Annotated in this window: 10 protein-coding genes; 5 read left to right on the top strand and 5 right to left on the bottom strand. The window is 54.7% G+C overall.

Annotated elements, in window-relative coordinates; genetic code table 11:
- Nucleotides 1-137: 137 nt before the first annotated feature.
- Nucleotides 138-1,769, bottom strand: coding sequence for a sigma 54-interacting transcriptional regulator (locus AMM48_RS06765; RefSeq protein WP_102783431.1), 1,632 nt, complete (start codon nt 1,767-1,769; stop codon nt 138-140).
- Nucleotides 1,770-1,999: 230 nt separating this feature from the next.
- On the opposite strand from AMM48_RS06765, the gene AMM48_RS06760 reads away from it, so the two are divergent.
- Nucleotides 2,000-3,223 carry a methionine gamma-lyase gene (locus AMM48_RS06760; protein ID WP_102783512.1) on the top strand — a complete coding sequence of 408 codons (1,224 nt, stop codon included), beginning with the start codon at nt 2,000-2,002 and terminating at the stop codon, nt 3,221-3,223.
- 67 nt (nt 3,224-3,290) lie between these two features.
- Here the strand turns inward: AMM48_RS06760 and AMM48_RS06755 are convergent, their stop codons facing one another.
- On the bottom strand, nt 3,291-4,226 hold the full coding sequence (locus tag AMM48_RS06755) for a hypothetical protein (RefSeq protein ID WP_102783430.1): 936 nt from the start codon (nt 4,224-4,226) through the stop codon (nt 3,291-3,293).
- Between the two features lie 397 nt (nt 4,227-4,623).
- Here AMM48_RS06755 and AMM48_RS06750 point away from each other — a divergent pair, with 397 nt between their 5' ends.
- The 4 genes from AMM48_RS06750 to AMM48_RS06735 all read left to right on the top strand — a co-directional run bounded on the left by AMM48_RS06750 (nt 4,624) and on the right by AMM48_RS06735 (nt 10,494).
- Complete coding sequence (locus tag AMM48_RS06750; protein ID WP_102783511.1) at nt 4,624-7,008, top strand: transketolase; 2,385 nt, start codon at nt 4,624-4,626, stop codon at nt 7,006-7,008.
- Nucleotides 7,009-7,224: 216 nt separating this feature from the next.
- Complete coding sequence (locus AMM48_RS06745; RefSeq protein WP_244271139.1) at nt 7,225-8,340, top strand: HPP family protein; 1,116 nt, start codon at nt 7,225-7,227, stop codon at nt 8,338-8,340.
- Between the two features lie 144 nt (nt 8,341-8,484).
- Nucleotides 8,485-9,501, top strand: a complete 1,017-nt coding sequence (locus AMM48_RS06740) for an Ldh family oxidoreductase (RefSeq protein ID WP_102783428.1) — start codon at nt 8,485-8,487, stop codon at nt 9,499-9,501.
- 69 nt (nt 9,502-9,570) lie between these two features.
- Nucleotides 9,571-10,494: a calcium/sodium antiporter gene (locus AMM48_RS06735; RefSeq protein WP_102783427.1), complete on the top strand. Its 924-nt coding sequence runs from the start codon at nt 9,571-9,573 to the stop codon at nt 10,492-10,494.
- 90 nt (nt 10,495-10,584) lie between these two features.
- Here AMM48_RS06735 and AMM48_RS06730 read toward each other — a convergent pair whose 3' ends face one another.
- The 3 genes from AMM48_RS06730 to AMM48_RS06720 all read right to left on the bottom strand — a co-directional run bounded on the left by AMM48_RS06730 (nt 10,585) and on the right by AMM48_RS06720 (nt 12,654).
- Complete coding sequence (locus AMM48_RS06730; protein ID WP_022730870.1) at nt 10,585-11,301, bottom strand: MarC family protein; 717 nt, start codon at nt 11,299-11,301, stop codon at nt 10,585-10,587.
- Between the two features lie 114 nt (nt 11,302-11,415).
- Nucleotides 11,416-11,754 (bottom strand): HNH endonuclease, encoded by a 339-nt coding sequence (locus tag AMM48_RS06725; protein ID WP_146030388.1) that lies wholly within the window; start codon nt 11,752-11,754, stop codon nt 11,416-11,418.
- Between the two features lie 6 nt (nt 11,755-11,760).
- Nucleotides 11,761-12,654 carry a M48 family metalloprotease gene (locus AMM48_RS06720; protein WP_102783426.1) on the bottom strand — a complete coding sequence of 298 codons (894 nt, stop codon included), beginning with the start codon at nt 12,652-12,654 and terminating at the stop codon, nt 11,761-11,763.
- Nucleotides 12,655-12,880: the final 226 nt, after the last annotated feature.

The raw sequence follows: 12,880 nt of genomic DNA, 5'->3' as shown, positions 1-12,880 counted from the left end.
CTTCTCCCTAAGGGTGAGGCGGTGGGGCCTCTTATTAACTTAGGAGGATCATGCCGCAGCGCAATGTAAAGCGCAACGCAAGACAAAAGAAAGGCAGGCCCGTCGCTGTTTAGGTGATGTTGGGGTGGGGCGTACGATCAACTGCCGATGCCGTATTTACGCAGTTTGTTGGCAATGGATGTATGCGATACGCCCAACCGTTCAGCCAGCTTGCGTGAGCTTGGGTAATCGGGATAAAGCCGGGTCAGCATTTCCCGCTCGATCATTGTCATGCCGGTCGCAAAATCCTCGGCGGCAAGGGCGTTGGTGATGATGTCAGGTTGTTGGGGCGCGCCGGGGCGTATATTTCTGCCTTTGGTGTCCGGTGTGTAAGAGGTTGCTGTGTCATGGGCGCGTGGTGCTGTGCCGATGGCCGCGTCATTGAGGTCGCGTGCACTTAGCACATCGCCATCGAGCAGGGCTACGGCGCGAAACAGGGTGTTTTCCAGTTCCCGCACATTGCCCGGCCAGTCATGATGCCTTAGCCAATCAAGCGCGTCATTGGCAAGATAGGGTGTGGCGCGTTCGGTTTGCTGGGCGGTGCGGTCGATGAAAAACTGGGCCAGATCATGGATGTCTTCACGCCGCTCATGCAAAGGTGGCAGGGTAATGCCAAGGACGTTGAGGCGGAAATACAGGTCTTCGCGAAACGTCCCGTCATGGGACATGGCTTCAAGATCACGGTTGGTCGCACTGATGATTCGGACATCGACGGCGATTTCATCCGTACCCCCGACCCGGCGGAACCGGCCATCTTGCAAGACGCGCAGCAATTTGGCCTGCAAATAAGGTGTCAGCTCGCCGATTTCATCCAAAAACAGCGTGCCACCATCGGCAAGCTCCAGTAATCCCGGCTTGCCGCCGCGCCTGGCACTGGTAAAGGCCCCGGCGGCATAGCCAAACAGCTCGCTTTCGGCCAAACCTTCGGGCATGGCGGCACAGTTCAAGGCCAGAAACGGCTGGTCAATGCGGGAACTGGCCCGGTGGGATGCGCGTGCGAAGAGTTCCTTGCCAGTACCGGTTTCGCCCAAAATCAAAAGCGGTGCGTCAATCGCGGCAAGGCGCTTTGCCTGTGATTTGACCCGCATCATCGCCCGGCTTTCGCCGATAATGTCGTCAAATCCGGTGTGGCTGCGATCCTGAAGGGCGGTAATCACCCGGCCCAGCCCGGCGGCCCGGTGAAACACCATCACCCCGCCCCACGGTGTGGTGTCATCCGCGTCCGATCCGTCATCGACATGGCCAATCGGTTCGACCTGTAGCAAATAGGTCTGGCCACCCAAAATCACCTCGCGCTCGGGCAGGTGAAACTGACTTTGGCGTAAATCTTCAATAGATGGATCACTTAAAATGAAAGAAATATCACGATCACGAAGATCTTTTTCGGAAGTGCCGGTAATGGTCTGTGCGGCCGGGTTGGCTTGGGCAATCTGGCCATTGGCATCGACCGCAATCACCGGGTTACCAAAGGCGGCCAAGGTCGCATGAAGCTGCGCACGGCGGCGTTCAGTTGGTAGCCGGTCAATTTCGCGGATGCCCGATATGCCGGGAATTTGTTTGAGCGCATGGGACAACAGCGGAAACCGTTCCGGGCGGATGGCCGGAATGTCGGCATAGATGTAATGGGTGGTGACCTCAAAGGCGCGGATATCGAGCCCCTGATCGGTCAGCACATTGACCACATCACGGGTAATACCAAGCCTGTTTTCGCCCTGAATTTCAAACCGCATAACTGTACCGATAAGTTTACACTGTAAATAATAGTGTACAGGCAGGTTTTCACCAAATCCACATAATTCCCGCGATTATTCAATTTTGGTGAGCAATTGTCTGTACACTATTATTTACAGATAGCGAGAGAGCATTTTGTGGGAAAATGCCTGAAACCAGCACTTTCGATCATCTGGCACAGGCCTTGCGGGTATGGCGGTATAACAAACGCAATTTCGGGAGCCCCACCATGTCTGTAGACTATAAAACCAATGCCAAAACCGGTTTCGCCACACGTGCCATTCATCATGGTTATGACCCGCAAAGTCACAACGGGGCGCTGAACCAGCCGGTTTATATGTCCTCGACCTTTGCTTTTGAAACTGCCGAGCAGGGCGGGCGGTTCTTTGCCGGGGACGAGCAGGGCTTTATCTATTCGCGCATTGCCAATCCGACGCTTGATTTGCTGGAAAAACGCTTGGCAGTGCTTGAAGGTGGGGAAGCTTCGGTTGCGACCGCATCGGGCATGGGGGCGATCACGTCCGTGTTCTGGACCTTCATTGCGCCGGGTGATGAGATCATTGTCGATCGCACGCTTTATGGCTGCACATTTGCCTATTTCCGCCATGGTCTGGAAAAGTTTGGCATCAAGCATACCCATGTCGATCTGACCGACCCGGCGGAGCTTGAAAAGGCGATTTCCGACAAAACCAAGATTGTCTATTTCGAAACCCCGGCCAACCCGAACATGCGTCTGGTCGATATCGAAGCGATTTCCGAGATTGCCCATAAACATGGGGCGAAAGTTGTCGTCGATAACACCTATTGCACGCCGTATCTGCAGCGCCCGATTGAGCTTGGTGCCGATATCGTTGTCCATTCCGCGACCAAATATCTGGGCGGGCATGGTGATTTGATGGCCGGTGCGGTGATTGGTTCGACCGAGGATATGACGCAAGTTCGATTGATCGGCTTGAAGGATATGACCGGTGCTGTTTTATCCGCACAGGACGCCAACCTTGTCATGCGCGGGCTTAAAACGCTGGAGCTGCGCATGGAACGTCATTGCGACAATGCCGAGAAAATTGCCGATTTTCTGGCGAACCATCCGAAGGTCGAAAAGGTCTTTTATCCCGGCCTTGAAAGCGATCCGCAGCACGCGCTGGCCAAAAAGCAGATGGATCGTTTTGGGGGCATGATTGCGTTTGAGCTTAAAGGCGGGATCGAAGAAGGCCGTAAATTGATGAACGGGCTGAATATGATCACCCGTGCGGTCAGCCTTGGAGACGCCGAAACGCTGATCCAGCATCCGGCATCGATGACCCATTCGACCTATACCCCCGAAGAACGTGCGGAATATCAGATCACCGATGGTTTGATCCGTCTGTCCGCCGGGCTTGAAAGCATCGACGATATTTTGGCCGATCTTGGTCAGGCGCTTGATGGGGATGAAATGGCGATTGCCGCTGAATAATCCCGATTTGGATATGGGATAATCACCCGGCAGAGGGGGCTAACAGTCTCTTTGCCGGGGGGATCGGTTATTGGGGGCTGTCACCTTCAGGGACGCGCCTCTGTTGGAACATGCTGTATTTTTTCATCGCTTCGACGGATTTTTCCGGCAAAAGTGGGTTTTCTATGCGGAAAATGCGTAAATCCTTAAGGTTTAATTTCTGAAAGGATGGTGCTGTTTCAGGGTGGGTTTGAAGCAAATCCCAAAGCAGGCCTGTGTCAAATGCCCTCTCCATTCCGATTTGAAGCGCCTTGTGCAGTTCCGGTGCCTTGGGGCTGACAAAGAAATAAATCGGTTGCGGATAATAAAGCGCAATCTTGTCGGAGATAATGATATTCGGGGCGCTTTCGCGCATCCATTGCCATTCACCGACAATCTGCCAATAAGCGCGCGGATAGAGGTCAAACCGCTGGGCGTTGAGCATCTTGTGTAATGTCATGTAACGCCCATCGGTAACGGAAAACCCGTTCAGGCGTAGGGTGTCGCCATCGGGCCAGCCTATGCCCTGACCAATTGTGAATTTTTTAAGCTCTTGCAAAGATTCTATATCATTTAGTTCATGCAATATTTCCGGTTGAGTCATAAAAAGCCGCAACCCTGTCGTGCCCATATATATCGGAACATAAACCGGCAGCAGTTTTTCTTCGCGCTCGGCATTGGTTCCAAAAAACACGACATTTATTTCATCGCCCGATTGAAGCATGGCGATGCGGCGTTGCTCGGTTGGGTATTCGGCGCAGGATGGCCGTACCTTAATGTCACTGTCGCTCAGAGACAGGGCAAGCCGCAAAAGATCGACGTCATATTCGGTATGGTCTTCCCAACTGATTTCTCCCTTGCAATAGGCTGACCCTAAAGACATTGGAACCGTGGCATTGATATCTCTGGTTTGGGCAATGCACGGATTGCCAAGGAAAAGAACCACAATGGGCAGTAGGATTAGAAGTCTGATTGTTATCGACATGTTTCCCGGACGCCTTTTATTTACTTTATCAACCAGGCAATAAAATCATTGGTTGGGGCTCGTGATATTGAGTCCTGATACCTTAACGATCTGTTTAAAGGCCATGCACATGACGATGTCTGGCGTCGGATGGGCCACTTTGGGCATCGAATCGCGGTGAGATTATCGGTATTTTTTGACCGCGAAATATTGTTTCAGATGGGAAATTCGAAGGTTTTGGCAGGTTCGTCGCAGCAGATTCCACAGGTCGGCCGAAATCGCCGAATCTTGTGTGAAACTTGGTGGCGGGAACTTGATTTTTGCGCAGTCTGTTTAAAAATCGGTAATTCAATACCGGAATGTTGCGGTGAGCCGGATGGCCGCCGTGCATAACCCACATCAAAAGGTGTTACGTAAGATGTCCGCACAAGATGCCGCCCCGGAAATCGGTGAAATTATCGAAGCAAGCTCAACCGGTCAGGTGAAGGCCGAAGATCTTGAGATGCTCGGTCAGATCGAGAAAAAGGTGCGGTGGCTATCAAGCTGGACCATCCATAATGCCAACCATCTGCGCCCCAAGCGCGATGGTATCAAGGTCGGTGGGCATCAGGCGAGCTGTGCATCGATGACGACGCTGATGACAGCCCTTTATTTCAATGTTCTGCGTCCGCAGGACCGGGTGGCGGTCAAGCCGCATGCCAGCCCGGTTTTCCATGCGATTAATTATCTGTTTGGTCGTCAGACCAAGGAGAAGCTCGAAAAATTCCGCTCATTTGGCGGCGCGCAATCCTATCCATCGCGGACCAAGGATGGTGATCAGGTTGATTTTTCAACCGGGTCGGTCGGCCTTGGGGCGGCGGTAACGAACTTTGCCGCGTTAACGCAGGATTACCTGCGATATAAGGATATGCTGCCCAAGGGCGAGGTTCCGGGGCGCATGGTGGCGCTTGTCGGCGATGCGGAACTTGATGAGGGCAATATCTATGAGGCGCTTCTTGATACGTGGAAGCATGACATTCGCAATGTCTGGTGGGTGATTGATTATAACCGCCAAAGCCTTGATGGCATGATCGATGCCCATCTGTTCCGGGTCATTGGCCGGTTTTTCCGTGCGGTTGGCTGGAACGTGATTACCATCAAATATGGTCGCAAACTGCACGAAGCCTTTGCCAAGCCGGGGGGTAAGTCACTTAAGAAATGGCTCAATGACGTGCCCAACGATATCTATTCCGCGCTGACGTTTCAGGGCGGGGCAGCATGGCGCGCACAAATCACATCCGATATGCCCGGTGATAATGCACTGGCGAGCCTGTTGGGCGAATATGAAGATGATGCGCTGCATGACCTGATAACCAATCTGGGCGGGCATTGCATGGAGGCCGTGCTGAGCGCGTTTGATGCGGTTCCCAATGACAAACCAACCATCTTTATCGCCTATACCGTTAAGGGATATGGCACCCCGCTTCAGGGGCATAAGGACAATCATGCGGGCCTGATGAATGTGCCGCAGATGGGCGCGTTTAAGAAACAAAACTGTGTTGAGGACGGCAAAGAGTGGGATTTTGCCGCCGGATTGGATGTATCAGAGGATAAAATCCGGAATTACATTAAAAACGCCCCGTTCAATGATGCCGCACCCCGCCACAAAAAGGCGGATGTCATTACCATTCCCGACATGCCCTATGCGCGGACAGATACATCAAGCACGCAGGAAGTGTTTGGTAAAATCCTCAATGAACTGGCCAAGATGAAAAACAGCGATCTGTCTGATCGTATTGTCACCACATCGCCCGATGTGACGGTGTCGACCAACCTTGGCGGGTTTGTGAACCAGCGTGGGTTGTTTGGCCGCGAAGACCTTGCCGATGAATTCCGCGAACGCAAGGTGCCCTCGGCCCAGAAATGGATACGTTCGCCAAGTGGGCAGCATGTCGAGCTTGGCATTGCCGAAAACAACCTGTTCCTTAATCTGGCCGCCCTTGGCCTGTCGCACAGCCTGTTTGGGCAGCGGTTGTTCCCGATTGGCACGCTGTATGATCCGTTCATTGCGCGCGGGTTGGATGCGCTCAATTACGCCTGTTATCAGGATGCGCGGTTTATGGTTGTCGCCACACCAAGTGGCATTTCGCTCGCACCTGAAGGTGGCGCGCATCAGTCGATCAGCACGCCGATGATCGGCATGGGCCAGCCTGGCCTGACCAGTTTTGAGCCAAGCTTTGGCGATGAAGTTGCTGCAATCATGGGGTGGTCGTTTGACCATATGCAGGCCGAGGACGGCGGGTCGATTTACATGCGCCTGTCGACCAAGCCATTGAGCCAGCCCGAACGTGATCTTTCGGATGCGGATAAATCCGATATTGTTTCGGGTGGGTATTGGCTGCGTGAACCGGGTGATGACTGCAAGATGGTGATTGCCTATTGCGGGGCGATGGCGCCGGAAGCAATCGCCGCATGGGAAAAGCTGTCGGAAGATCATCCGGGCTTGGGGCTTTTGGCCGTGACCTCGACCGATCGTTTGTACAACGAATGGCAGGACCTTGAGCGGGCCCGTCTTGAGGGCAAGGCGGATGCTCAGATGTCGCATGTGGAAAATCTGCTGAAACCGCTGGCATCCGATGCGCGCCTTGTCACGGTGATTGATGGTCATCCGGCGGCGTTAGCGTGGCTGGGCTCGGTGCGCGGACATGCGGTTGCCCCGCTTGGTGTGAACAACTTTGGCCAGTGCGGCGATAGCATCGCGCTTTATGAGCATTACCAGATCGGTACGGATGCGATCCTGCGCGCAGCCAAGCGTTGGGACTAAGGCCGTTCAGACGTCACGCTGTAAGGGGAGGGCAATGTGCCCTCCCTTTTTTGTTGGGTTTCGGTGGGGAAATGTTGACCGCAGGTGGGAAACTAAGTACGAGAAAAATCCGCATTTTATAAAAATAAACAAAAGCCCCATGTTCAATCTTGGCCGGGGTGGTGAAACGTTCCTATGAATTTTACACGTCTTCGCGGACTTTGTCCGGCGATGCCCATGAGCACGCCAAAGGAAGCCTTGCGCGCCGGAATGGGCGCGTTAATCGGCTTGGGTGTTGCGGGTTTCTTGCTGTCGTTCTTTGATTTGCAGGGGGCTGGACTTTATCTGATTGCGCCGTTTGGGGCGTCATCGGTGTTGTTATTTGCAGTACCCAACAGCCCGCTTGCCCAGCCGTGGTCGGCGATTGTTGGCAACAGTGTGTCGGCACTGGCGGGTATTGCCGTTTGTCACATGGTGAGTGATCCGGTTTTATGTGTGGCTTTGGCGGTTGGTGTCGCGATTGCGGCGATGATCCTTTTGCGCGCGGTTCACCCACCGGGTGGGGCGGTTGCCATGGTGGCCGCGATGAGCCCCGATCTTGTCACTGATCTCGGCTTTCGCTTTGCCGTCACACCGGTTGGTGTGGTGACAAGTATCCTTGTTCTGATTGCGGTATTTTATGCCCGCGCGACGGGGCGGACATATCCGCTGCGCCATTTCGACGACAAGAGTACCCATGATACCGCAGACCGCCCGCCGATAGAGCGCCTTGGACTGGATGAGGGGGAGCTCAATGCCATCCTGCAGCAATATCGTCAGTCGTTGAACCTTGGTGTTGAAGACCTGGCACGTTTGATCAGTGCGGCGGAATTTCAGGTGGCGGCACATCGCACCGGGCCAATTACCGCCAAGCAGATCATGTCACGGGACTTGGTGACGGTGGATGCCGACACGCCGCTTGGCGAAGTTGCCGATCTTTTCCGGCGTCACGGTTTCAAGTCATTGCCGGTTATCGAAAAGGATGGCCGCTATATCGGTGTGATTTTCCAAATACATCTGATCCGCCGGGCCAGAGAAGACGCGCTGCGTCTGGACCGTGGTTTGTTGCCTGCGATGGCGCGGCTCATTGATCTGCGGCGTACGGCCCCGGTGCGCGCAATCGAGATCATGTCAGTGACCGAACCGCGCGCAACAGCAAGTACACCCATTGCGGCCCTTTTGCCATTAATGGCGGATGGGGCTTGTGATGCTGTGCCGGTGATCGAGGATGGCAAAATCATTGGCATTGTCACCCGAACCGACCTGATTGCGGCCTTGGCGCATGCGGGGCTGAATTCCCCAACGCAACCTTAAAGTCAAAAGCGTTTTGCCCGGTGCGCAGGATATGAGCAGTGTATCATCGGCTTCCGTCCTTGTGCCTTGGTGCAGTGCCTTTCGGATGTTACATACTTGTAAATACAAGTTACTTCACCCTGACTCTATGAAATGGAATGCCCCATGAGCGATGCGGTCACTTTAACAGTCGAACAGGCAGAAAGACTTAGTCTTGCTGTGCTTGAAGGGAACGGTTTTAGCCATGATCACGCCGCGGCAATCATGCGCAGTGTTGTGGCTGCGCAAACCGATGAATGCCACTCGCATGGTCTGTATCGGTTGATTGGCTGTGTGCAGGCCGCACGCAATGGCGGACTTGATACCCATGCCGAACCGGAAATCATGGATCAGGCGCCTGCGATCACACGGGTCAATGCCCATAAGGGATGCTCGCTTCTTTCGTTCGAGAAGGGCTTGCCTTACTTAATTGAAAAATCGCGCCATTGCGGTGTTTCGGTGCTGGCGATCAATAACAGTTTCCATTTCTCCGCACTCTGGCCAGAGGTCGAGCAGATTTCAGCACACGGGCTGGTCGGCATTGCCATGACACCAACCCATGCCTTTGTCGCACCCGCCGGCGGGTCCAAACCGCTTTTGGGAACCAATCCGATTGCCTTTTCTTGGCCACGTCCGGGCACGACGCCTTATACGTTTGATTTTGCGACCAGCGTGATTGCGCGTGGTGACATTGAACTGCGCCGACGGGCGGGCAAAACCATCCCCGAAGGATGGGCGGTTGACCAGACAGGTGCGCCGACCACCGATCCGGCAGAAGCCCTTGCCGGTGCGATGCTGACCTTTGGCGGGCATAAGGGATCGGCATTGTCGACCATGATTGGCCTTCTGGCCGGGCCGTTGATCGGTGATGTGCTGGGCCATGAAACCCATGCGGCAACCGAGGATACGCCGGGCAATCCGCATCACGGCGAAATCATCATCGCCTTTTCCCCGGAAACCTTCCTGGGCGCGGATGCGCAAAAGCATCTTGATCATGCGGAGGAACTGTTTGAGCGGATTATTGAACAGGGTGCCCGCCTGCCATCCCAGCGCCGGTTTGAGGCGCGTGAACGTAGTCGCGCAAGCGGTGTGACGATCCCCAAGGCACTGCATGATGAACTGACCGCATTGGCGGGTGTGTGAACGGTATCGCTTGTAAACATTAGCGTGGGCGTACATATCCCGCGCTTGATCAAAGCAGGAGCATTGACTGTGGAATATCTAATGTTGCTTGGCGGGTTGGCAGGGTTGTTTTTTGGCGGTGAGGCACTGGTACGCGGCAGTGTTGGCGTTGCACAGCGCTTATCGATGTCATCGCTTCTGATCGGGTTGACGGTTGTCGGGTTCGGCACGTCAACGCCGGAGCTTCTGGTGTCAGTTAATGCGGCGTTACGTGGCGTTCCCGATATTGCGCTGGGCAATGTTATCGGATCGAACATCGCAAATGTCCTGCTGATTGTCGGTGTTTCTGCACTGGTCTGGCCCATCGCGGTTTCCGGCGGGACGCTGAAACGCGATACGGCGGTGATGATGGCCGCGGCCATCATTCTGGTGCCGGTGTTTACGCTGGGACAATTGGGGCGGAGTGCCGGCGTCGTGTTGTTTGCTGCGCTGATTACGTATCTAGTTGTGGCCTATCGCCAGTCGCGGAATGTTCCGGCCGGGCAGGGAAATGCCGACCTTCCGGGAGCTGCGCCGAATGTGTGGGTTTCTCTTGTCTGGGTTTTGGGCGGGTTGATCCTGCTGATGTTCGGGGCGCGTTTTCTCGTTGATGGGGCGGTCACGATTGCGCGGACTTTTGGCATGTCTGAAGCCTTCATCGGGTTGACGATTGTCGCGGTCGGGACCTCCTTACCCGAACTGGCAACATCACTGATTGCAGCCCTGCGTAAACAATCGGAGATCGCGATTGGTAATATCGTTGGGTCGAACATTTTCAACATATTGGGTATTCTTGGCCTGACGGCGGTGGTTGCACCAATCCCGGTTGCCAGCCGATTCCTGACATTTGATTTGCCGATCCTGATTTCCGTGTCACTGATCCTGACCTTGCTGTTGCGCCGCGCGGTTATTGGCCGGGGTGTTGGTGTGGTGATGCTGGCGGCCTATGGCGGGTATGTCTGGATGGCGCAATAACCGCCAGTGCTGGATGCAAAAAGACTTGTCGTGGTGACAGATGCTCGGCCCCGGTTTGACTGAGTTGGCTTTTCTGTTGGTGCTAATTAATCAGAAAAACGCCTGCTTGATCCCGTCGATGATGAATTGTACCGCAAGGGCGGCCAAGATCATGCCGAGCAGGCGGGAAACCACTGTGGCAACTGTCGGGCTGAGGCGTTTGGCGACCACGTTTGACAGCATGAAGAAGACGAAGGCAATCAGCATTACCACGGCGACAACGCCAATGACGCTGGCCTGCATGGCGACGTTATCTTCGAATTTACCCATCAACAGCATCACCGATGCGATGGAGCCCGGACCCGACAGGAACGGGATCGACATCGGGAAGATCGACACATCGTCGGCTTCGTCGTCGGGGATGGTTTGATCTGTTTTTGATTTTGTAACGGCTTTGGGTTTTGTCTTGTCACCGTCGTGGTCGTCTTCAAGTTCCTGATGAACCTGTTCGGCCCGCTCGTTGCGTTTCTGGCTGCGTTTTTCAAACAGCATTTCAAGCGCGATCAAGAAAAGAAGCGTGCCGCCTGCGATGCGAAAGGCGGGCATGTGGATGCCAAAGATGCCGAGTAATCCTTCGCCAATCAGTGCGAAGGCCGCGAGAATGAAAAAGCTGGTGAGGCAGGCGCGGATCGCCATGCGCCTGCGGTGGGCGGCACTGGTACCCTGTGTCAGCACGATGAAAACCGGCACCAGCCCCAGCGGGTCAATGATGACGAACAGGGTGACAAAGACCGGTATCAGGTCATTGAGCATATCGGCACTTGGCATTGGTTTTCCCCGGTTGGTCGCATGCAGGTGTTTCGACCCTAGTAATGATCTGACCTGTTTGCGTAAATGATAAACATATCCGGGATGGGGTAACAGTCCCGATAAAAATGGGCTTTAGCGCCGGTTTGACCGTTTGCGACCATATCGCCCGCTGTTTTCAGGCCAGTCGATGTAGTCTGCGGGCTTTTTGCGCACCCATTTGATGAATTTGATCATGTCGGGATGGCGTGTCAGCTTTTCGGGTTGATCAAAATCACGGGCAAGGGTGGCCTCGTCAAACAGCCGGTGGATCATGCGATGACAAACCCGGTGCAGCCATTGGGTTTCTGTTCCGCCCTGTGATTTGGGTGTCCAGTGATGGCGGTCAATCGTTGGCCCGGCATGCATCGGGCGGCCACAGATCGGACAGGGGCCAAGATCGGTACTGTTTTGGGGATCGGGTTGAAGCGACATGGATGATTATGATCCGGGCATGCGCCGGCTTTCAAAGAATTTTTGCCATGTGCCGGGCTTTAGGGCGCGCAACCCATTCACCCGGGCGCGGATGCTGGGGTGGGTATCGAGTATGCTGGGCGGTTGGGTGCTGCGATAGGGGATAAGGCCCAGGCGTTTTTTGTTGATCTGATCAATATGGAGCAGGGCATCAATCATGTCTTCGGGGCCATTGAGAAGGTCACTGGCACCGTGATCGGCGGCAAATTCCCGATTGCGGATGACCGCACGTTGCAACAGGAAGCTGATGGTCGGGACGATGCCAAACAGAATAATCATCCAGCCCGGTGGATTGAAGTTGCCAAACAACGCCAGTGCCAAACCGAAAATCGCAACCGTCCATGTCGCGCGATAGATCACATCGGTGATCAACAAAATGCGCGTATCGCCGTGCCATGCATGGGCGATTTCATGGGCCAGCATGGCACGCATCTGACGCGGTGACAGGCCATGCAGGGCGTCGTTTGAAATGGCAATGCTGGTGCCCTTGTCCGTGCCGGTGGTGATGGCATTGACACCTTTGCCCGGCAGGACAAACAGCTTGGGCCGTTTGGCAAGCCCGGCGCGATCACACAGAAGCCCAACCATTTCATGGGTTGCTTCGTAGAAGTGCGGATCAAGAGGTTTGGCGCGCAGGAGCTTCATGACAAATTCGGGTGACACCATGGGTGAGAAAAGCAGCATCATCGCAACCGCAAGTGCGGCTGAGACAATCATGGTAAAGCCGCCAAGCATCCATGCGCATCCTGTCAGAACCCCGATCATGCAGACCAGAAGCGCCCCCGCGTGGGATGCGCCACCCGGATGGATGGCCAGAAAGCGCTGGATAAAAGCAGGAAGTGGTGAGTTTTCCTCGGGCATGGGGGCTTTCACTGTTTGCGATGGTTTATTGTGATCAAGGAGCGGGGCGCTTTGAGAGGGCCTGACTGATGCAAAGTGGCGCTGTTGCGTGTTGAAGTGCCATATAAATAAGGTGTGGCGTTGGGGGCTTAGGGGCAAGGGAGGCGATGGATAAAGTGATCGGGTGTGCTTTGAAAATGCAACGTCGATTGGTCACGCCAAGGCGATGAGACTCCGAAGCCGGAAT

Source organism: Thalassospira sp. GB04J01, from assembly GCF_000751115.1.
GTDB classification, from domain to species: Bacteria; Pseudomonadota; Alphaproteobacteria; order Rhodospirillales; family Thalassospiraceae; genus Thalassospira; species Thalassospira lucentensis.
This window is presented reverse-complemented; position numbering and strand designations above follow the sequence as displayed.

What these genes read in the sequence shown, in the direction of transcription:
- AMM48_RS06730 (WP_022730870.1), bottom strand. Translation starts at nt 11,301, where the DNA reads ATGCCAAGTGCCGATATGCTCAATGACCTGATACCGGTCTTTGTCACC.
- AMM48_RS06755 (WP_102783430.1), bottom strand. Translation starts at nt 4,226, where the DNA reads ATGTCGATAACAATCAGACTTCTAATCCTACTGCCCATTGTGGTTCTT.
- AMM48_RS06725 (WP_146030388.1), bottom strand. Translation starts at nt 11,754, where the DNA reads ATGTCGCTTCAACCCGATCCCCAAAACAGTACCGATCTTGGCCCCTGT.
- AMM48_RS06765 (WP_102783431.1), bottom strand. Translation starts at nt 1,769, where the DNA reads ATGCGGTTTGAAATTCAGGGCGAAAACAGGCTTGGTATTACCCGTGAT.
- AMM48_RS06740 (WP_102783428.1), top strand. Translation starts at nt 8,485, where the DNA reads ATGAGCGATGCGGTCACTTTAACAGTCGAACAGGCAGAAAGACTTAGT.
- AMM48_RS06720 (WP_102783426.1), bottom strand. Translation starts at nt 12,654, where the DNA reads ATGCCCGAGGAAAACTCACCACTTCCTGCTTTTATCCAGCGCTTTCTG.
- AMM48_RS06760 (WP_102783512.1), top strand. Translation starts at nt 2,000, where the DNA reads ATGTCTGTAGACTATAAAACCAATGCCAAAACCGGTTTCGCCACACGT.
- AMM48_RS06745 (WP_244271139.1), top strand. Translation starts at nt 7,225, where the DNA reads ATGAGCACGCCAAAGGAAGCCTTGCGCGCCGGAATGGGCGCGTTAATC.
- AMM48_RS06750 (WP_102783511.1), top strand. Translation starts at nt 4,624, where the DNA reads ATGTCCGCACAAGATGCCGCCCCGGAAATCGGTGAAATTATCGAAGCA.